The organism is Allobosea sp. CRIB-10 (genome assembly GCF_900112185.1).
GTDB lineage: Bacteria > Pseudomonadota > Alphaproteobacteria > Rhizobiales > Beijerinckiaceae > Allobosea.
Map to the genome: position 1 here is coordinate 25,588 of NZ_FOKP01000019.1, position 18,570 is coordinate 44,157.

Below are 18,570 nucleotides of genomic sequence, written 5' to 3' on the forward strand. Positions count from 1 at the left end.
GCCTTTCAGCCAAAATGGAGGCTCTGATGACGCTTTCGCGCCGCGACTGGCTGCGGACGGCCCTTTTCGGCACGGTAGCAGCAACGACTGGTCCCGCCCTGGCACAGTCGCCGCGGGCCAGCATGTCGGCCGCGCTCGGCACGCTGGGCCTCGAAGCAGCGCAGTTCGGCCTGCGGCCCGGCGCGACCGAAGACCAATCGCGTGCGCTCCAGGCGGCCCTCGCCGAGGCCGTCAAGCGCGAGGCGCCGTTGCTGGTTGCGCCCGGCCGCTATCGCATCGCCAATGTCGTTCTGCCCGAGAACGCCCGCCTGATCGGCGTGCCCGGCGCGACGCAGTTCATCGCCGCGCAGGCGGGATCGCTCCTGCTGGCGCGGCGGATCAAGCGCGCGGCGATTTCCGGGATCGTGCTCGACGGCCTCGATATGAAGCTCGACCAGCGCACCGGCCTACTCAATATCGACGATGTACTCGACTTCTCCCTCTCCGACTGCGAATTCGCCAATGCCGGCTCGGTCGGCCTCACGCTCAATCGCACGGCCGGACGCATCGAGCGCAACCGTTTCCGCTCGATGCGGGATTCGGCGCTGTTCTCGTTCGATTCACGCGGCCTCTCGATCGAGGGCAACACGGTCGAGGATTGCGGCAACAACGGCATCCAGCTGTGGCGCGGCCAGGCCGGCGACGACCAGAGCCTCATTCGCGGCAACCGGCTCAACCGCATCCGCAACGATGCCGGCGGCGACGGACCGTATGGCAACGGCATCAGCCTGTTCCGGGCCGGCGGCGTGGTGGTCGAGGGCAATACGCTGCGCGATTGCGCGCTGACCTTCATCCGCAACAATTCCGGCTCGAACGTGCAGATCCTCGGCAATCAGGGCCGGCGCTGCGGCGAGACCGCGCTCTATTCCGAATTCGCCTTCGAGGGCGCGATCATCGCGAACAACCTGGTCGAGGATTGCGCACAGGGTGTCAGCATCACCAATCTCGATCATGGCGGGCGGCTCGCAGTGCTCGCCAACAACATCATCCGCAACGCCCAGAAGGGGCTGGCGCCGAAAGGCAAGATCCTGGCCGGCGGCGCCGGCCTGCATGTCGAGGCGGAGGCGGCGGTCACCGGCAATGTCGTCGAGAACGCCAGCGATGTCGGCATCACGCTCGGCTGGTCCTGGGCGATGCGCAACCTCGTCGCGACCGGCAACGTCGTCCGGCGCACCGGGATCGGCATCTCAGTCTCGCTGGTCCCCAAGGAGCGCAACGCGCTGATCGCCAACAATGTGATCAGCGAGGTCAAGATCGGCGCCGTGGTCGGCACCGAGTTCGGCAAGGCGGTGACCGGCGACCTGACCAAGGGCGAGGATAAGCGCGCCGCCGGCATCCGGGTCGAAGGTAACACCGTCGGCTGACGTGCAGCGCTCTATCAGGTGCGCAGCGCTTCCGCCGCATGGACACGGCCAACCTCGATGCCGTTCCAGTTCTTCATCACCGTCTCGCGGAACGGCGCGAAGGCCGCCTCGTCACCGTCCTGCCGCGGCAGGAAGCGCTCGACCAGCGCAGCCATGGCGATCTCGGTGGCGCGGCCGGCGCCATCGTCGCATTTCAGCGCGATGCCATAGCCGAGCTCCGGCAGCGTGCCGCAATAGACCCCCTCGGCCCCGGTCTTGATGAAGGCGCGAGCGCCGAAGACCTCCATGAAGCGGGTGTCGAAGCGGCCGGTGCCGGCGACCATGAACGGGTTGGCGGCAACCGCCTCGCGGATACGCCGGGCCGCCTCGGCGCGTTTGGGGCCGAGGCTATTGCCGGTGCCGAAGCGGGCGAAACCGAGCGCCAGCGCCTTCAGCGGCACCGCATAGGTCGGGATCGAGCAGCCGTCGGTACCGGACAGCTCGGCCGTGTGCGGGGCGCCGGTCACCTCCTCCAGCGCGGCACGCACGGCCTGCTGGACCGGATGCGTGCCCTTCACATAGCCGGCGGGGTCCTCGTCGATGCCGCAGGACAGGCAGACGAAGCCGGCATGCTTGCCGGAGCAGTTGTTGTTGAGCGCGCTCGGCTCGCGGCCGGCCTTGGCGAGCGCACGCGCTGCCGCCTCGCCCATCGGCCAATGCGCGCCGCATTCGAGGCAGGAGGCGTCGCGGCCGGCCTTCCTGAGCATAGCGAGCGAGGTCTCGGCATGGCGCTCCTCGCCGGAATGCGATGAGACGGCGAGCGCGATCTCGGTCGGCGTCAGGCCGTAGCGGTCGGCGGCACCGCTCTCCAGCAGCGGCAAGGCCTGCAGCGCCTTCACCGCCGAACGCGGAAACACCGGGCGCTCGACATCCCCCAGCGAGAGCACCACCGCCCCGTCCGCATCGACGACGATCGCCGCGCCGCGATGGCGCGATTCGACGGTGCTGCCGCGGGTGACTTCTGCGAGCACGGGATTGTCCATCTGGCATCTCCGGCGGAACGGGCACCGCCTTGTCGCGTTTGTCTCTCGACCTGTCAAAGCCCATGGCGCACAGTGCGGGCATGGGGCAGGTCGGCGCCCTCGCCCGTCCGCAAACATGAGCAGATGTCGTGCCCGATGAGGCGCGGCCCAGGATCAGATGACCGACAGCAGCACGGCCCCCGACTACGAAGTCGAATACAACAACCGCGCCCGCGTTCCCGAGCACCCCGGCATCATCGCCGGCTGGGCCCGCGATGCCGCCGCTTATCGCGAGGTCGCGGTCAGCGAGCTCGGGGTCCGCTATGGCGAGGGCCCACGCCAGAGTTACGACCTGTTCAAGCCGGAAGCGGTGAAGAGCCAGGCGATCGTGCTCTTCATCCATGGCGGCTACTGGCAGGCGCTCGATCCGAGCTTCTTCTCGCATATGGCGCGCGGGCTGAACCTGCGCGGCGTTCCTGTCGCAGTCGCGGGCTACGATCTCTGCCCGCAGGTCGAGGTCGGCCATATCGTCTGGGAATTGCAGCAGGCCGCAGCGGCGATCTGGCGGCGCTACAACCTGCCAGTGGTCGCGGCCGGGCATTCGGCCGGCGGCCAGCTCTCGGCCTGCCTGCTGGCGACCGACTGGGGGAATGTCGACGCCAAGCTCCCGGACCAGGTCGTGCCGGCCGCCTATGGCATCTCCGGCCTCTACAATCTGAAGCCGCTGACCGAGACCAGCATCAACAAGGCGCTCGGTTTGACGATGGAAGGCGCCGAGCGCGAAAGCCCGCTGTTCTGGCCGGCGCCGTCCGGGCTGGTGATGGATGCAGTCGTCGGCGGAGCCGAAAGCGCCGAATATCTCAAGCAGAGCCGTAGGCTGACCGATGTCTGGGGCCTGGAGGGCGTACGCACGCGCTATGAGGAGATCGACGGCGCCAACCATTTCACGGTGATCGCCGGCCTCGCCGACCCGCAGAACGCGATGACGCGGCGTATCGCGGAACTCGCAGGCGCTTGACCCGCCCGCACCAGCGGCTATCGAGAGGCGTCAGGATTCCGGAGCCAAGCGATGCAGACCTTCTTCGTCGAGATCAAATGCAAGCTCGGCAAGACCTATGAGGTCGCCAGCGAACTCGCCGATCGCGAGATCGCCTCGGAAATCTACTCGACCGCCGGCAATTACGACATCCTGGCCAAGTTCCATGTCGCCGCCGATGTCGACATCGGCCATTTCGTCGCCCAGAAGGTGCAGTCGATCCCCGAGATCGCCGACACCCACACGATCATCACCTTCAAGGCGTTCTGAGCCAAGAGCCGGTTCCGATCAGATTGGCTCTATCTGATCGGCATGGTGAGGCCGTCCTCCGGCAACATCGCAACGAGCAGGTCGGCAAAGCGTCGTGCCGCGGGCGCGACCGAGCCGGCGGACGGGAACAGCAGCATCGTCCGGTAGGCGATGGCCGGCGCGAAGCGGCGGGCCACCAGCCCCTGCATGCCGCCGAATGTCAGCGGAAACGGGTTCAGCAAGGCCACGCCGACGCGCTGCCGGACCATCTCGGCGACGAAGACGGCTGCCGTGCCCTCCCCGACCAGGCGCAGAGCCACGCCGGCGTCGGCGAAGGCCTGCTCCACCTTGATGCGCTCGGGAAAGCGCCGTGCGAGGGCGATGATCGGCTCTTCGGCGAGGTCCTGAGGCCCGAGGACATCGCGGTCGGCGAGCGGATGATCCTCCGGCATCAGCACATGCGCGACGGCTTCCCGGATAGCCTTGCCATGAATGCCGATATGCGATGCCGACATGTCCACGAGTCCGAGATCGGCGGCGCGGTCGGCGACCTGCGTGATCACGGTCGAGCTGGTATCGATCTCCACATTCGCGACGACGTCGGGCTCCTGCCGGCGGAACTCCGCCAGAACCGGCGGCAGGACGAACTGGGCCAGGGTCGGCGGCGTCGCGATGCGCAGCACGCTCGCCTGAACGGATTGTCCGGGCCAACGGTTCAGCCGGTCGAGCGCCGCGAAGATCGGCTGCGCCTCCGCGTCCAGCGCAAAGGCATCTGCAGTGGGCACGAGCCTGCCGCCCTCACGCGCGAACAGCGGGCGGCCGACATGCGCTTCAAGCGCCGCGAGCGCCCGCGATACGGCGGGCTGCGAAATCCCGAGCATCTGCGCTGCTGCCACGGTCTTGCGGGTCGCGATCATAGCCTGGAGCACTTCGAGCTCTCGCAAGCTCGGAGGCCGCCGGTCGGCGCTCGCCGTGTTCGCCATGATCGCGTCCCGCCCTATCCGCACGCCGCATCCGCCTATGCGGTGAGATTATATCAAAGCGCGCGCCGTATAATTTACAGGTATACAAAATCGTTCTACAAGCCCGGGCGGGCGAGATCAGGGGCAGACCGGCCAATCCGGCGACTCGCCAGCCGCGGCTCAGTTGTTAAAGATGGCGCCTCGAAGCCATCGGGAGGTTCGGAATGAAAACGTTCAGCGCCAACGGGCTGAAAGCTCTCAAGCTCGCCATTCTGGCGGCTCCGGTCATGACCATTGCCGGCCTGGCATCGGCCCAGGAGCTGAAGATCGGCCTGTCGGCCGAGCTCAGCGCGATGGACCCGCACTATCACAACGTCTCGCCCAACAACATGCTGTCGCGGCACATCTACGAGCCGCTGGTCGGCCAGGACGAGAAGCAGGCGCTGAAGCCGCTCCTCGCCGAGAGCTGGAAGGCGATCGACGACACGACCTGGGAGTTCAAGCTGCGCCAGGGCGTCAAGTTCCATGACGGCACGCCGTTCACGGCCGACGACGTGATCGCCACCATGCAGCGCGCCCCGAACGTGCCGAAGAGCCCGTCGAGCTTCTCCGCCTATGTCCGCGGCAAGGAGTTCACCAAGGTCGACGACTTCACCGTGCGCGTGAAGACCGCGACACCGGCGCCGCTGGTGCCGACCGACCTTTCGACCTTCGGCATCATCCCGGCCAAGTGCAAGGACACCACCACCGAGGACTTCAACCTCGGCAAGTGCACCACCGGCGGCACCGGCGCCTACAAGCAGGCCGAATATGTCGCCGGCGACCGCGTCGTGCTGACCCCGAATGAGAGCTACTGGGGCGGCAAGGAGCCGTGGTCGAAGGTCACCTTCCGGATGATCACCTCGGCCCCGACCCGCGTCGCGGCGCTGCTCGCCGGCGATCTCGACGTGATCGAGAACGTCCCGACCTCGGATGTCGCCCGGCTCAAGGGCGATGCCAAGCTCAGCGTCGCCAGCACGGTCTCGAACCGGGTGATCTACTTCCACATGGATCACTTCCGCGAGGTCTCGCCCTTCATCAAGGGCAAGGACGGTTCCGAGATCAAGAACCCGCTGCGCAACCTCAAAGTCCGCCAGGCGCTGTCGATGGCGATCAACCGGCCGGGCATCGTCGACCGCATCATGGAGAAGGAGGCGATCCCCGCCGGCCAGCTCCTGCCCGACGGCTTCTTCGGCACCTCCAAGAAGCTGAAGCCGGTGGCCTACGACCTCAACGGCGCCAAGAAGCTGCTCGCCGAGGCCGGCTACCCCAACGGCTTCAAGATGAAGCTGCACGGCCCGACCAACCGCTACCTCAACGACACCAAGATCATCGAGGCTGTCGCGCAGATGTTCTCGCGCCTCGGCATCGAGACCGAGGTCGAGACGCTGCCGTCGGCGAACTTCTTCACCCGCGCCTCGCAGGGCGGCCAGGGCAATGTGCCGGAGTTTTCCTTCATCCTCGTCGGCTGGGGCGCCGGCACCGGCGAATCCTCGGACTCGCTGAAGGCGCTGCTCGCCACCTTCGATCCGCAGAAGGGCATGGGTGCGACCAATCGCGGCCGCTACTCCAACCCGGCCTTCGACGCCAAGCTCGTCGAGGCGCTGCGCACCGTAGACGATTCCAAGCGCGATGCGGCTCTGGCCGAGGCGATGGATATCGGCATGAACGATGTCGGCCTGATCCCGACCCATTTCCAGCTGAACACCTGGGCCTCGCGCAAGGGCGTCAAGGTGCAGGCCCGTACCGACGAGTACACGCTCGCCACCGGCATCCGTAAGGACTGACCGGACCTGTCGATCCCGGTCCGAACCGGCTTGAAGCCCGGTCCGGACCGCGCGACACTCTTTTCTTGTTGAAATGCGAAGACGTCACCCCATCGGCCCCGCCGAATGGGGTGATGTTCCGCACTCCGATCCGGAAGGCACCGGACCATGCTGGCATTCGTCCTGCGCCGCCTGGCGCAAGCCCTCTTCGTCATCGCGGCGATGCTCGTGATCGTCTTCTTCGGCGTGAATGTCGTCGGCGATCCCATCTACATGCTGATCTCGCCCGAGATGGACCAGCAGCAGATCGCCGAGACAGCGCGCGCGCTCGGGCTCGACCGGCCGATCTGGGAGCAATTCCTGGTCTTCCTGAAGAACGCCGCCCAGGGCGATCTCGGCCGCTCCTTCGTCCATGGCGAATCCGCGATCAAGCTGATCCTGCACCGGATGCCGGCGACCCTGGAGCTCGCCTTCGTCGCGCTGGTACTGGCGATCGTGATCGGCTTGCCGCTCGGCCTCTATGCCGGCCTGAAGCCGGAGAGCCGGTTGTCGCGCTTCATCATGGCCGTCTCGATCCTCGGCTTCTCGCTGCCGACCTTCTGGGTCGGCCTGATGCTGATCCTGACCTTCGCGGTCAGCCTCGGCTGGCTGCCGGCGACCGGGCGCGGACCGACCGTCTCGATCCTCGGCTTCGAGACCTCGCTGCTCTCGCTTCAGGGCTGGCAGCACGTCGCCCTGCCCGCCTTCAACCTGGCGCTGCTCAAGATCTCGCTGGTGATCCGCCTGGCGCGGGCCGGCGCGCGCGAGGCGGCGCTCATGGACTATGTCAAGTTCGCGCGGGCCAAGGGCCTGTCGCAGAGCCGCATTATCGGCGTCCACATCCTCAAGAACATCATGATCCCGATCGTGACCGTGCTCGGGCTGGAGTTCGGCTCGCTCGTCGCCTTCTCAGTGGTGACCGAGACGATCTTCGCCTGGCCCGGCATGGGCCGCCTGCTGCTGGAAGCGATCACAAGGCTCGATCGGCCGGTGATCGTGGCTTACGTCATGGTCGTCGTCGTGCTGTTCGTCACCATCAACCTCCTGGTCGACCTGGTCTATTCGGCCCTCGACCCACGCGTGCGCCTGACGGAGGCGACATCATGAGCGAAGCCGCCCTGCCCTCCGCCGCGGCCACGCCGCCGGCTGCACCCGCCAAGGAGGAAACGCCGTTCCGGCGCTTCGTCCGGTCCTTCATCGAGGACCGGCTGGCCCTGTTCGGGCTCGCCCTCTTCATCCTGATCGTGCTGCTCGCCGTGGCCGCGCCGCTGATCGCGCCTCAGAATCCCTACGACCTCGCCAGCGTCGACGTGATGGATTCGCGCCAGCCGCCGGGTTCGCCCGCCGGCGAGGGCTTCACCATGTGGCTCGGCTCGGACGGCGTCGGGCGCGACCTGCTCTCCGGCATCCTCTACGGCCTGCGCATCTCGCTGATGGTCGGCGCCTTCTCCGGCATTCTGGCGGCGACGCTCGGCGCCGCGGTCGGCCTGATCGCGGCCTATGCCGGCGGGCGGACCGAGAACGCGATCATGCGCCTCGTCGACCTGCAGCTCTCGCTGCCGTCGGTGCTGGTCGCGCTGATCCTGGTGGCGGGCCTCGGCAAGGGCGTCGACAAGATCATCATCGCGCTGGTGATGGTGCAATGGGCCTATTACGCCCGTACCGTGCGCGGCTCGGCCCTGGTCGAGCGGCGCAAGGAATATGTCGAGGCGGCGCAGTCGCTCGGCCTGTCCCATGCCCGCACCGTCTTCCGGCACATCCTGCCGAACTGCCTGGCTCCGGTGATCGTCATCGTCACCGTGCAGACCGCCCATGCCATCTCGCTGGAGGCGACGCTGTCCTTCCTCGGCGTCGGCCTGCCGCAGACCGAGCCCTCGCTCGGCGTGCTGATCGCCAACGGCTTCCAGTACATGCTCTCGGGCAGCTACTGGATCTCGGTCTTCCCCGGCTTTGCGCTGCTCATGACGATCGTTTCGATCAACCTGGTCGGCGACCGCCTGCGCGACGTGCTCAACCCGCGGCTGGAGAAGTGAGCATGGCGCCAGTTCTCGAAGTCAGCGGTCTCAAGACCCATTTCTTCACCCGCGCAGGCACGGTGAAATCGGTCGACGGCGTCTCCTTTCGCGTCGAGCGCGGCGAAGTGCTCGGCCTCGTCGGCGAGTCCGGCTCGGGCAAATCGGTCACCGGCTTCTCGGTGATGGGCCTGATCGATCCGCCCGGCAGGATCGTTGAGGGCTCGATCAAGCTAAACGGCAAGGAGTTGGTCGGGCTCGACGAGGAGGGCTTCCGCAAGGTCCGCGGCCGCGAGGTCGCGATGATCTTCCAGGACCCGATGATGACGCTGAACCCGGTCCTGCGCGTCGACACGCAGATGATCGAGGCCGTCACCGCCCATGACAAGGTCTCGCACAAGGCGGCGCGCGAACGCTCCCGCGACGCCCTCGCCAAGGTCGGCATCCCCTCGCCCGAGGAGCGGCTCAACGCCTATCCGCACCAGTTCTCCGGCGGCATGCGCCAGCGCGTCGCGATCGCGATCGCCCTGCTGCACCGCCCGCCTCTGATCATCTGCGACGAGCCGACCACGGCGCTCGACGTCACCATCCAGAGCCAGATCCTCGCCGAGATGCAGAGCCTCTGCGCCGATACCGGCACGGCGCTGGTTTGGATCACCCATGATCTCGGCGTCGTCGCCGGCCTCGCCGACCGCATCGCGGTGATGTATGCCGGCCGCATCGTCGAGACCGGCGCTGTCGATCCGGTGCTCGACGCACCCCTTCACCCCTATACCAACGGTTTGCTCGGTTCGCTGCCGGCCGAGGGCGAGCCCGGCGCGCCCTTGCGCCAGATCAGGGGCTCGACGCCCTCGCTGGCGCGCCTGCCGCAAGGCTGTGCCTTCGCGGCGCGCTGCGATTACGCGCAGGCCGATTGCCTCGCCATCGCCCCCGACGTCACCCCCTTCCCGGGCGAGCGCGGCGTGCGCTGCCACCACCCGCTGAACCTCGCCGGAGTTGCGGCATGAGTACGCCGATCCTCACACTTGAAGGCGTCTCGAAGCGTTTCACCAAGCCGCTCGACACGGCCTCGAAATTCGCCAATCTGCTCGGCGCCAATTACAGCGAGCAGACGGTGCACGCCGTCGACGGCGTCGACCTCTCGATCCGCCAGGGCGAGGTCGTCGGCCTCGTCGGCGAGTCCGGCTGCGGCAAGTCGACGCTCGGCCGCGTCGTCGCCGGCGTCCACCATGCCAGCTCCGGCCGCGTCTCCTGGCGCGGCCGCTACACCGACGAGATGTCGGCGGAGGAGCGCAAGGCGGCGACGCTCGCCATCCAGATGATCTTCCAGGACCCGATGTCCTCGCTCAACCCGCGCCTGCGCGTCACCGACATCGTCGGCGAGGCACCGGTCGTGCACGGGCTGGTGCCGAAGGCTCAGCAGGACGCCTATGTCGCCGAGATGCTCGACCGGGTCGGCCTCGACTCGACCTATCGCCGCCGCTATCCGCACCAGTTCTCCGGAGGCCAGCGCGCCCGCATCGGCATTGCACGGGCGCTGGCAGTCAAGCCGCAATTCCTCGTCTGCGACGAGAGCGTCGCCGCACTTGATGTATCGATTCAGGCCCAGGTCCTGAATCTTTTCATGAAGCTACGCGACGAACTTAACCTGACTTATCTTTTCATTAGCCATGATCTCTCGGTGGTCCGCCACCTCTCCGACCGGGTCGTGATCATGTATCTCGGCCGCGTGGTCGAGGCGGCGCCGGCAAGCGAACTGTTCAAGGGCCCGCAGCACCCTTATGCGCAGGCGCTGCTCGCCAATGTGCCGTCGATCAGCGCCCGCAAGAAGCGCTTCGCTCCGCTGAAGGGCGAGATCCCCTCGCCGCTGCATCCGCCGTCAGGCTGCCATTTCCATCCGCGCTGCCCGCAGGCCGGCCCGCGCTGCAGGGCCGAGCGCCCGGCGCTGAAGGAGATCGCGACGGGGCATGTCGCCGCCTGCCATCTGCATGATGGCGGTGTCGGGGCGCTGGCGGCCTAGCGCCTCAGCTCAGATCGGCGAGAGCTGCCAGGCATATTGATAGCGCCCGTACTGGGTACTGGTGACGCCGTTGCGTTCGGTGCCGGGGAATTCCTCCGGCGGCGTCACTACCGTCACCCTGAAGACGGCGCTCTTGCCAGGCTTGAGCAGGCCCATATGGACGGCGGCTGCGCCAAGCGTCGAGTCGCCGCTGTAGATGTCGGTGCCCCAGAGCTGGCCTTCCAGCGCGCCCGTGATGCGGAAATAATAGACGGCACCGACCTTCTCGCAGAGCCCGTGCATGTTTGTCGGCGCCTCCGACGCGATGGAACTCTGATCGAGCAGCGTCCGGAGCTGCCGGCGCGAGAGCTTCCCGCGCTTGTCGAAATAGGCGACGAGATCCTGAACGACTTTCACGATGCGCCTCCCGCTTGCATGACGACGACCCGGCCATAGGACGGCTGGAACGAGACCGAGGGCTTGGGCAGCGCCCAGAGCACGGCATAGGGCACGGCTTCATTTGGATAGCTGACCTCGCCGTCGGTAATGACGATCGCGGCGCTGACGCGCGGATCGTCCGATAGGGCTTCGAGTGCCGGCGTCAAGTCGCTGCCGCCATAGCCGCTGATCCGGTAGTCCGCGAGCGCCGCCGGCGAGAGCACCTCGTCGCAGGTGACGACGCTGTCGCACTGGACGACGCGGATCTCGTCGACGCCGGCCGCATCGCAGAACTCGGCGATGGCGCCGAGCGCCTTCGGGATATCGTCGCCCATCGAGGCGCTGGTATCGAGGATGACGTTCAGCATCCAGGAATGGCGCTTGCGGCCGGGCATGACGGCATCGCTGCGATCGTGGCCGCGACGCGAAGCGCGGGTGTAGGTGCGCTCGCCCGGCGCAGCGCCGTCGAGCCAGGCCTGGAGCGCGACATGCCAGGGCGTGTGGAAGAAGCCGCGTTGCGCCTGCACGCTCTGCTGCTGGCCGCCTGCGCTGTCGCCCCTGCCGCGCAGGGCGCCCATGGCCTTCGCCAGCACCATGCCGCGGCCGGCGAGGTCGCGGACCGCCTGTGCCCGCTCGGCCTGGTCGGCGCTGTCCTCGGGGAAAAGCTCGCGCTCGCGCTGGGCGTCGAGCGCATCGCCCATCGCGCCCGCGGGCGCCTGACGCGCCGCGCCGAGCACCTGCTCGACGGTGACGACCTGCCCTTCCCAAACCTGCGTGCGCGACGGCATGTAATTGCCGGTGCGGCGCATCTCCAGCACGATGTCCTCGGCCGAGCGCTCGCGGGCGCCCTGCATATCTAGTCCACCCGCTGGGATCGTCGTGGTGCCGAGCGCATGCCGCAGCATGTCGTTGATGATGTAATCGTGGGCGTAATTGAACTCGAGCGCGGCGCTGCCGCGGGCCCGGTCATGGGTGCGCAGCGCGAGATGCAGCAGCTCATGGGCGAGCACGAAGACGAGGTCGTCGGCTGAGAGTCTCGCCGTGAACGCCGGGTTTGCCAGCAACCTTCCCGAGGCGAAGACGCCCATGGTCGGAACGCGCTCGTCGATCTCGACCCTGACGGCGGCGGCAAGCCCGGCCAGATGCGGGAATGGCGCTGTCACCAAGCGGAGGCCCCGCATGATCCGCGCGTGGGTAGCGCGGTCGGCAACCGAAAGATCAGGCGCGGTGCTCATGCCGCGACCTTGCGCAGGAGGTCGTACATCGCCCGGTCCGCGCCGAGCGCCCCCCAGACCTCCACCATGTCATTGAGGATGAGGAGCTGGTGCTCGTGCGACAGGCTGCGCAGGAAGCGATTGATCACCGCCGGCTTCATGCCTTCCGCGCGCCCGTCCCTGACGAACTGGCGGATGCAGTCGAGGATGAACCAGCGGGCGGAATCGCCCTTGGGCAGCAGCTCGGGCTTGCGCAGATAATCCTCGAGCGGGCGCACCGCCCCGATCGAATCCTCGGCGAGCGCGCAGAACACCACCGCATCCTCCGGCGAGAGCCGGCCGAAGGCCAGCGCGCGCCGCAACTCATTGCTGAGGAAGCCGGCCTTCTGCGCCATGTCGAGTGCCCGCGACAGCAGCGTCCAGGCGCGCGGCGTCGAAAACGGCACGGGCTCGGCCGGCACCGGCCGCATCAACGCGTCGGGTATCGTCGCGATGAAGCTGCGGATCTCGGCGCGGACCCCGGCACGCTGGGCCCAGGCCAGCCAATCGGCGGTATCGACGCGCAATTGCAGGATGGTGACACGGTTGACCAGCGCCGAGCTCATCGCCCGCACCAAAGCGCGGTCCTGCAGGCGGTTGCCGGCAGCGACGACCCAGGTGCCTTTCGGCAGGGCATGCTCGCCCAGCCGCCGTTCCAGCAGCAGCGAATAGAATGCCTTCTGGACATCGGGCGAGCAGGCCGGCAATTCGTCGAGGAACAGGCAGAACGGCTCGGGCTTCTCCGGCAGCAGCACGCGCGGCGGGCAGAAGACCGAGCGCTCGCCGACGATGCGCGGGATGCCGCTGACGTCCTCGGGAGCGATCTGGGTGCCGAGCAGCGAGCGGCAGGGCAGTCCGGCCTCGCGCGCAGCTTCATAGACCAGTTCGGATTTGCCGAGCCCGGGCGGCGAGAGAAGCAGGAAGCTCTGTTCATGCGCCATGCACTGGATGAGCTGCTTGGCCTGTCGCAGCGAGACAACTTCCTCGAAGGCGGAACGCGTCGCTTCCATCAACCCCTCCCAAGGACGACCCGCGGAGATCAAATCGCGGATACGGCAAGAGGCAGTCTGCAACAGCCGAGGCCGTTGAAATCATTATTTCTTTGTAATGTTCAGTTTTGTTTCACGGTTGTTTCACAGGCTGCTCGTTTGGGGGATTTCAATCGATCCCACAGCGCCTGCTGGCCAAACTCGATCCTGTTTTCCCGGCAGCACAAGTCTTTCGCCGCCCGCCCCCGCTTGACGCCTACCCCCTTTCCGCGCGACCTCGTCTGTAAGCAATGGCGGCGCAGAGGAAGCGTGGGGATGGCTAAGAGCACATTGTCGGCGGATCTGCGTTCTGGCGCGCTGGTTTACCACCGCCTTCCCAAGCCCGGTAAGCTGGAGATCCAGGCGACCAAGCCGCTCGGCAACCAGCGCGACCTGGCGCTGGCCTATTCGCCTGGCGTCGCCGCGGCCTGCGAGGCGATCGTCGAGGATCCGGGCGAGGCGGCCGAGCTGACCTCGCGCCAGAACCTCGTCGCCGTCATCACCAACGGCACGGCCGTGCTCGGCCTCGGCGACATCGGCCCGCTCGCCTCCAAGCCGGTGATGGAAGGCAAGGCCGTCCTCTTCAAGAAATTCGCCGGGATCGACTGCTTCGACATCGAGGTCGAGCAGAAGAACATCGAGAAATTCGTCGAGGTCGTGGCCGCGCTTGAGCCGACCTTCGGCGGCATCAATCTCGAGGACATCAAGGGCCCCGAATGCTTCGAGATCGAGGAGCAGCTCAAGGCCCGGATGAACATCCCGGTCTTCCATGACGACCAGCACGGCACCGCGATCATCGTCAGCGCCGCCGTCCTGAACGGGCTCGACCTCGCCGGCAAGAAGATCGGCGAGGTCAAGATCGTGGTCTCCGGCGCGGGCGCCGCCGCGCTGGCCTGCCTCAATTTGCTCGTCTCGCTCGGCGCCCGCACGCAGAACATCTGGGTCACCGATCTCGACGGGGTGGTCTACAAGGGCCGCAACACGCTGATGGACCGCTGGAAGGAGGTCTACGCTCAGGAAACCGACGCTCGCACGCTAGCAGAGGTCATCCCAGGCGCCGACATCTTCCTCGGCCTCTCCGCCGCCGGCGTGCTGAAGCCGGAAATGGCCAAGGCAATGGCGCCGAGGCCGCTGATCCTGGCGCTCGCCAACCCCTATCCCGAGATCATGCCGGAGGAGGCGCTCGCCGTCCGCCCCGACGCGATGATCTGCACCGGCCGCTCGGACTATCCGAACCAGGTCAACAACGTCCTGTGCTTCCCCTACATCTTCCGCGGCGCGCTCGACGTGCAGGCGACGACGATCAACGAGCCGATGAAGCTCGCCGCGGTGCGCGCCATCGCCGCGCTCGCCCGCGAGGCGACCTCGGACGTGGCGGCGCGGGCCTATGGCGGCGAGGCCTCGACCTTCGGCGCGACCTCGCTGATTCCGAACCCGTTCGATCCGCGCCTGATCCTGCGCATCGCGCCGGCGGTGGCGGAGGCCGCGATGACCACCGGCGTCGCCAAGAAGCCGCTGATCGATGCCGAGGCCTATCGCGAGGACCTGTCCCGCTTCGTCTTCCGGTCCGGCTTCCTGATGAAGCCGCTCTTCGCCAAGGCGAAGGCCGATCCCAAGCGCGTGATCTATGCCGAGGGCGAGGATGAGCGCGTGCTGCGCGCCGCCCAGATCGCGATCGAAGAGGGCATGGCGATCCCGATCCTGATCGGGCGCCCCTCGGTGATCGAGACCCGCGTCAAGCGCTTCGGCCTGACGATCCGCCCCGGCATCGATTGCGAACTGATCAACCCCGAGGACGACCCGCGCTATCGCGACTACGTCCAGACCTATCTCGACATCGCCGGCCGGCGCGGCATCACGCCCGAGGCGGCCCGCTCGCTGGTGCGCACGAACAATACGGTGATCGCGGCGCTCGCCGTCGCCCGCGGCGAGGCCGACGCGATGATCACCGGTCTGGAAGGCCGCTTCCTCTCGCGGCTGCGCCATATCCGCGACATCATCGGCCTGGAGCCCGGCGTCTGTGACATCGCGGCGATGACTTTGGTCATCACCAGCAAGGGCGCCTTCTTCCTGGCCGACACCCATGTAAAGTACGATCCCACCGCCGAAGAGATCGCCGACATGACGATCCTCGCCGCCGGCCATGTCGAGCGCTTCGGCATCACGCCCAAGATCGCCCTGCTCTCGCATTCCGACTTCGGCGCGGCCGACACGCCGTCCTCGATCAAGATGCGCAAGGCGGTCAGGCTGATCCAGGAGCGCGCGCCGGAGCTGGAATGCGACGGCGAGATGGAAGCCGACACCGCCCTCGTCGCCGCGATCCGCGATCGCGTGCTGCCCTCCTCGAAGCTGAAGGGCGTCGCCAACGTCCTGATCTTCCCCAATCTCGACGCGGCCAACATAGCCTACCAGTTCGCCAAGGTGCTGGGGGATGCGCTTCCCGTGGGGCCGATCTTGATCGGCGCGGCCAAGCCGGTGCACATCCTGACCGGCAATGTGACGGCGCGCGGTGTGGTCAACATGACGGCGGTCGCGGTCGCCGAAGCGCAAGGGCGGGCGGTGGCCGGCTGACCTTGCGAGAAGGCTGGCTCAACTCGTTTCTGAGCCAGCTTTCGAAAGCGGGACAGGGACTTAAGCTGAACGGTTGATACCGGCTTTTCGCTCTTGGCGGGCGGCGCGCGATAGGCTCATACTTCGCTTCAGGAGCGGGAAAGGGGCCCGTCCGAATCGTTCGGAGAGCGCTCATGCGTGCGATCAACCGTCAGTCCGGTATCCGGCGTGCCATTCGGCCGCTCGCGCTGGCGAGCGGCCTTTTTCTTGCGCTCGCAGGCTTTGCCGGCGCCGCCCTGGCGCAGGTCGTGTTCCATCGCGGCAATGACGGCGACCCCGAAACGCTCGATTCGCACAAGACCTCGACGGTCAGTGAGGCCCATCTCCTGCGCGACCTCTCCGAAGGCCTGGTGATCCATCATATCAACGGCGAGGTCGTGCCCGGCGTCGCCGAAAGCTGGACGATGGCGCCGGACGGCAAGGTCTACAGCTTCAAGCTGCGCGCCAATGCCAAATGGTCGAATGGCGATCCGGTCAGCGCGAGCGATTTCGTCTTCGCGTTCCGGCGCATGGTCAATCCCGAGACCGGCGCGAAATACGCCAACATCCTCTATCCGATCCGCAATGCCGAGAAGATCAACAAGGCAAGCGAAGGCGCCAAGCTCGAGGATCTCGGCGTCAAGGCGATCGACGAGCGCACGCTCGAGATTTCGCTGGAGCGGCCCACCCCCTATTTCCTGGAATTGCTGACGCACCAGACCGGCCTGCCGGTCCATGTGCCGTCCGTCCAGAAATTCGGCAAGGACTTCGTCAAGCCGGAGAACTGGGTCTCGAACGGCGCCTACACGCTGAAGGAATTCGTGCCGAACTCGCATATCCGGCTGGAAAAGAACAAGGCCTTCCACGACGCGGCGAACGTCAAGATCGACACGGTGATCTACTATCCGACGCCCGACTTCTCCGCCGCGGCCCGCCGCTTCCAGGCCGGCGAGCTGCAGATGACATCCGACATTCCGGCCGATCAGGTCCAGCAGCTTCGCGAGAAGCTCGGCAAGGAGCAGGTCCGGATTTCGCCCTATCTCGGCACCTATTTCCTGATCATCAACACCGCCAAGAAGCCCTTCGACGACATCCGGGTGCGCCGCGCCCTCTCGCTGGTGATCGACCGCGAATTCATCGCCGAGGAGATCTGGGGCGGCACCATGCTGCCGGCCTATGGCGTGATTCCGCCGAACATCGGCAATTATGGCGAGCGGGCCGAGGCCGATTTCAAGGGCGCCTCCCCGCTCGATCGCGAGGACGAGGCCAAGAAGCTGCTCGCCGCGGCGGGCTTCGGCCCTGGCATGCCGCTCAGGGTCCAGTTGCGCTACAACACCACCGACAACAACCGCCGCACCGTGATCGCCATCGCCGAGCAGTGGAAAGCGATGGGCGTCGAGACCAGCCTCATCAACACCGACGGCAAGACGCATTTCGCGCTGCTGCGCGACGGGGGCGATTTCGACATCGCCCGCTATGGCTGGATCGGCGATTATTCCGACCCACAGAACTTCCTGTTCCTGTTCCAGAGCGACAACACCGGCTTCAACTCCGGCAAGTACAACAACCCGCAATTCGATGCGCTGATGAAGCAGGGCGCCGAGGAGATCGACATCGCCAAGCGCGCCGCGATCCTGCGCGAAGCGGACGCGATCCTCGCCGCCGACGTGCCCTGGATCCCGGTGCTGTACTATTCCTCGAAGAACCTGGTCTCGCCGAAGGTGCAGGGGTTCCAGCAGAACCTGCGCGGCGCGCTGCCGACGCGGTTCATGAGCCTGAAGCCGTGACAAACAAACGCCCCTGGCCCGCTAGGCCAGGGGCCTGAACCAGCCCCGTGCTCACCTACATCCTGCGCCGTCTCGCCACCGCGATCCCGACCCTGTTTGTGATCGTGACGATCTCGTTCTTCCTGATGCGCGTCGCGCCGGGCGGGCCGTTCGATCTCGAACAGCCGCTCGAAGCCAAGGTAATGGAGAACCTGCGGCGCATCTACAAGCTCGACCAGCCGCTGTTCCAGCAATACCTGACCTATCTCGCCGCCCTGCTGCGCGGCGATTTCGGCCCGTCCTTCTATTTCCGCGATTTTTCGATCGCCGAACTGTTCGCGCAGGGGCTGCCGGTCTCGATGCGGCTCGGGGCCTCGGCCTTGCTGCTCGCGCTCGCGATCGGCGGCCCGCTCGGCGCACTCGCCGCCTTTCGCCAGAACGGCGCGGCCGACCATGCCGTGATCGGCTTCGCCACCGCCGGCATCACCATCCCGAACTTCGTCGTCGCGCCCATCCTGCAGATCGTCTTCGGCCTGAGCCTGGCCTGGCTGCCGGTCGGCGGCTGGAATGGCGGCGCCTTTCGCAACAGCGTGCTGCCGATCGTGACGCTGGCCCTGCCCCAAATCGCCGTCATCGCCCGGATGACGCGCGCAGCGATGATCGAGACCTTGCGCGCCAATCATATCCGCACGCTCAGAGCCCAGGGCCTCTCGACCACGACCATCGCGCTGCATGCGGCGCGCGGCGCGGCGCTGCCGGTCGTCTCCTATCTCGGGCCGGCGGCGGCGAGCCTGCTCACCGGCTCGGTCGTGGTCGAGACGATCTTCGGCATTCCGGGGATCGGCCGCTATTTCGTCGAAGGCGCGCTCAACCGCGACTACACGCTGGTGATGGGCACGGTCGTCGTGGTCGCGATCTTCGTGCTGGTCTTCAACCTCGTGGTCGACGTGCTCTACGCGCTGCTCGACCCGCGCGTCAGGCTGGAGTGAG

General features: G+C 66.8%; 16 protein-coding genes. 11 read left to right on the forward strand and 5 right to left on the reverse strand.

Annotated elements, in window-relative coordinates; genetic code table 11:
* Window positions 1-26: 26 nt before the first annotated feature.
* On the forward strand, window positions 27-1,403 hold the full coding sequence (locus BMZ69_RS21205) for a TIGR03808 family TAT-translocated repetitive protein (RefSeq protein WP_175506920.1): 1,377 nt from the start codon (window positions 27-29) through the stop codon (window positions 1,401-1,403).
* Window positions 1,404-1,417: 14 nt separating this feature from the next.
* Here the strand turns inward: BMZ69_RS21205 and BMZ69_RS21210 are convergent, their stop codons facing one another.
* Window positions 1,418-2,425 (reverse strand): asparaginase, encoded by a 1,008-nt coding sequence (locus tag BMZ69_RS21210; RefSeq protein WP_092160450.1) that lies wholly within the window; start codon window positions 2,423-2,425, stop codon window positions 1,418-1,420.
* Window positions 2,426-2,582: 157 nt separating this feature from the next.
* Between BMZ69_RS21210 and BMZ69_RS21215 the strand changes: the two genes are divergently transcribed.
* Window positions 2,583-3,422, forward strand: a complete 840-nt coding sequence (locus tag BMZ69_RS21215) for an alpha/beta hydrolase (protein WP_092160452.1) — start codon at window positions 2,583-2,585, stop codon at window positions 3,420-3,422.
* 51 nt (window positions 3,423-3,473) lie between these two features.
* Complete coding sequence (locus BMZ69_RS21220) at window positions 3,474-3,710, forward strand: Lrp/AsnC ligand binding domain-containing protein (RefSeq protein WP_038361355.1); 237 nt, start codon at window positions 3,474-3,476, stop codon at window positions 3,708-3,710.
* A 29-nt stretch (window positions 3,711-3,739) separates the two neighbouring features.
* Here BMZ69_RS21220 and BMZ69_RS21225 read toward each other — a convergent pair whose 3' ends face one another.
* Window positions 3,740-4,672, reverse strand: coding sequence for a LysR substrate-binding domain-containing protein (locus BMZ69_RS21225; protein ID WP_092160454.1), 933 nt, complete (start codon window positions 4,670-4,672; stop codon window positions 3,740-3,742).
* Window positions 4,673-4,875: 203 nt separating this feature from the next.
* On the opposite strand from BMZ69_RS21225, the gene BMZ69_RS21230 reads away from it, so the two are divergent.
* From BMZ69_RS21230 to BMZ69_RS21250, 5 genes are all read left to right on the forward strand, one after another.
* A complete protein-coding gene (locus BMZ69_RS21230; protein WP_092160455.1) occupies window positions 4,876-6,477 on the forward strand; it encodes an ABC transporter substrate-binding protein in 1,602 nt (533 codons plus the stop codon).
* 147 nt (window positions 6,478-6,624) lie between these two features.
* Window positions 6,625-7,602 carry an ABC transporter permease gene (locus BMZ69_RS21235; RefSeq protein WP_092160456.1) on the forward strand — a complete coding sequence of 326 codons (978 nt, stop codon included), beginning with the start codon at window positions 6,625-6,627 and terminating at the stop codon, window positions 7,600-7,602.
* Window positions 7,599-8,528: an ABC transporter permease gene (locus BMZ69_RS21240; RefSeq protein WP_092160457.1), complete on the forward strand. Its 930-nt coding sequence runs from the start codon at window positions 7,599-7,601 to the stop codon at window positions 8,526-8,528. The genes BMZ69_RS21235 and BMZ69_RS21240 overlap by 4 nt, the downstream gene beginning before the upstream one ends.
* Before the next feature lie 2 nt (window positions 8,529-8,530).
* Complete coding sequence (locus BMZ69_RS21245) at window positions 8,531-9,514, forward strand: ABC transporter ATP-binding protein (RefSeq protein WP_092160458.1); 984 nt, start codon at window positions 8,531-8,533, stop codon at window positions 9,512-9,514.
* Window positions 9,511-10,527 carry an ABC transporter ATP-binding protein gene (locus tag BMZ69_RS21250; RefSeq protein WP_092160459.1) on the forward strand — a complete coding sequence of 339 codons (1,017 nt, stop codon included), beginning with the start codon at window positions 9,511-9,513 and terminating at the stop codon, window positions 10,525-10,527. The genes BMZ69_RS21245 and BMZ69_RS21250 overlap by 4 nt, the downstream gene beginning before the upstream one ends.
* Before the next feature lie 9 nt (window positions 10,528-10,536).
* Here the strand turns inward: BMZ69_RS21250 and BMZ69_RS21255 are convergent, their stop codons facing one another.
* The 3 genes from BMZ69_RS21255 to BMZ69_RS21265 form a co-directional block, all read right to left on the reverse strand.
* Window positions 10,537-10,923 carry an LCCL domain-containing protein gene (locus BMZ69_RS21255; protein ID WP_092160460.1) on the reverse strand — a complete coding sequence of 129 codons (387 nt, stop codon included), beginning with the start codon at window positions 10,921-10,923 and terminating at the stop codon, window positions 10,537-10,539.
* Window positions 10,920-12,107 (reverse strand): vWA domain-containing protein, encoded by a 1,188-nt coding sequence (locus BMZ69_RS21260; RefSeq protein WP_244543465.1) that lies wholly within the window; start codon window positions 12,105-12,107, stop codon window positions 10,920-10,922. Before BMZ69_RS21260 ends, BMZ69_RS21255 begins: the two co-directional genes overlap by 4 nt.
* Before the next feature lie 68 nt (window positions 12,108-12,175).
* A complete protein-coding gene (locus BMZ69_RS21265; RefSeq protein WP_092160462.1) occupies window positions 12,176-13,207 on the reverse strand; it encodes an AAA family ATPase in 1,032 nt (343 codons plus the stop codon).
* Between the two features lie 294 nt (window positions 13,208-13,501).
* Here BMZ69_RS21265 and BMZ69_RS21270 point away from each other — a divergent pair, with 294 nt between their 5' ends.
* The 3 genes from BMZ69_RS21270 (at window position 13,502) to BMZ69_RS21280 (ending at window position 18,569) form a co-directional block, all read left to right on the forward strand.
* On the forward strand, window positions 13,502-15,796 hold the full coding sequence (locus BMZ69_RS21270) for an NADP-dependent malic enzyme (RefSeq protein WP_092160463.1): 2,295 nt from the start codon (window positions 13,502-13,504) through the stop codon (window positions 15,794-15,796).
* Between the two features lie 173 nt (window positions 15,797-15,969).
* Window positions 15,970-17,601: a peptide ABC transporter substrate-binding protein gene (locus tag BMZ69_RS21275; RefSeq protein ID WP_210188060.1), complete on the forward strand. Its 1,632-nt coding sequence runs from the start codon at window positions 15,970-15,972 to the stop codon at window positions 17,599-17,601.
* A 47-nt stretch (window positions 17,602-17,648) separates the two neighbouring features.
* The gene (locus tag BMZ69_RS21280) at window positions 17,649-18,569 is read left to right on the forward strand and encodes an ABC transporter permease subunit (RefSeq protein WP_092160464.1); all 921 of its coding nucleotides are present in this window, start codon (window positions 17,649-17,651) and stop codon (window positions 18,567-18,569) included.
* The last annotated feature ends 1 nt before the right edge of the window (window position 18,570 follow it).

Excerpts from the sequence above, each read along its gene's own strand:
- BMZ69_RS21205 (WP_175506920.1), top strand. The coding sequence starts at position 27 with ATGACGCTTTCGCGCCGCGACTGGCTGCGGACGGCCCTTTTCGGCACG.
- BMZ69_RS21210 (WP_092160450.1), bottom strand. The coding sequence starts at position 2,425 with ATGGACAATCCCGTGCTCGCAGAAGTCACCCGCGGCAGCACCGTCGAA.
- BMZ69_RS21215 (WP_092160452.1), top strand. The coding sequence starts at position 2,583 with ATGACCGACAGCAGCACGGCCCCCGACTACGAAGTCGAATACAACAAC.
- BMZ69_RS21220 (WP_038361355.1), top strand. The coding sequence starts at position 3,474 with ATGCAGACCTTCTTCGTCGAGATCAAATGCAAGCTCGGCAAGACCTAT.
- BMZ69_RS21225 (WP_092160454.1), bottom strand. The coding sequence starts at position 4,672 with ATGGCGAACACGGCGAGCGCCGACCGGCGGCCTCCGAGCTTGCGAGAG.
- BMZ69_RS21230 (WP_092160455.1), top strand. The coding sequence starts at position 4,876 with ATGAAAACGTTCAGCGCCAACGGGCTGAAAGCTCTCAAGCTCGCCATT.
- BMZ69_RS21235 (WP_092160456.1), top strand. The coding sequence starts at position 6,625 with ATGCTGGCATTCGTCCTGCGCCGCCTGGCGCAAGCCCTCTTCGTCATC.
- BMZ69_RS21240 (WP_092160457.1), top strand. The coding sequence starts at position 7,599 with ATGAGCGAAGCCGCCCTGCCCTCCGCCGCGGCCACGCCGCCGGCTGCA.
- BMZ69_RS21245 (WP_092160458.1), top strand. The coding sequence starts at position 8,531 with ATGGCGCCAGTTCTCGAAGTCAGCGGTCTCAAGACCCATTTCTTCACC.
- BMZ69_RS21250 (WP_092160459.1), top strand. The coding sequence starts at position 9,511 with ATGAGTACGCCGATCCTCACACTTGAAGGCGTCTCGAAGCGTTTCACC.
- BMZ69_RS21265 (WP_092160462.1), bottom strand. The coding sequence starts at position 13,207 with ATGGAAGCGACGCGTTCCGCCTTCGAGGAAGTTGTCTCGCTGCGACAG.
- BMZ69_RS21270 (WP_092160463.1), top strand. The coding sequence starts at position 13,502 with ATGGCTAAGAGCACATTGTCGGCGGATCTGCGTTCTGGCGCGCTGGTT.
- BMZ69_RS21275 (WP_210188060.1), top strand. The coding sequence starts at position 15,970 with ATGCGTGCGATCAACCGTCAGTCCGGTATCCGGCGTGCCATTCGGCCG.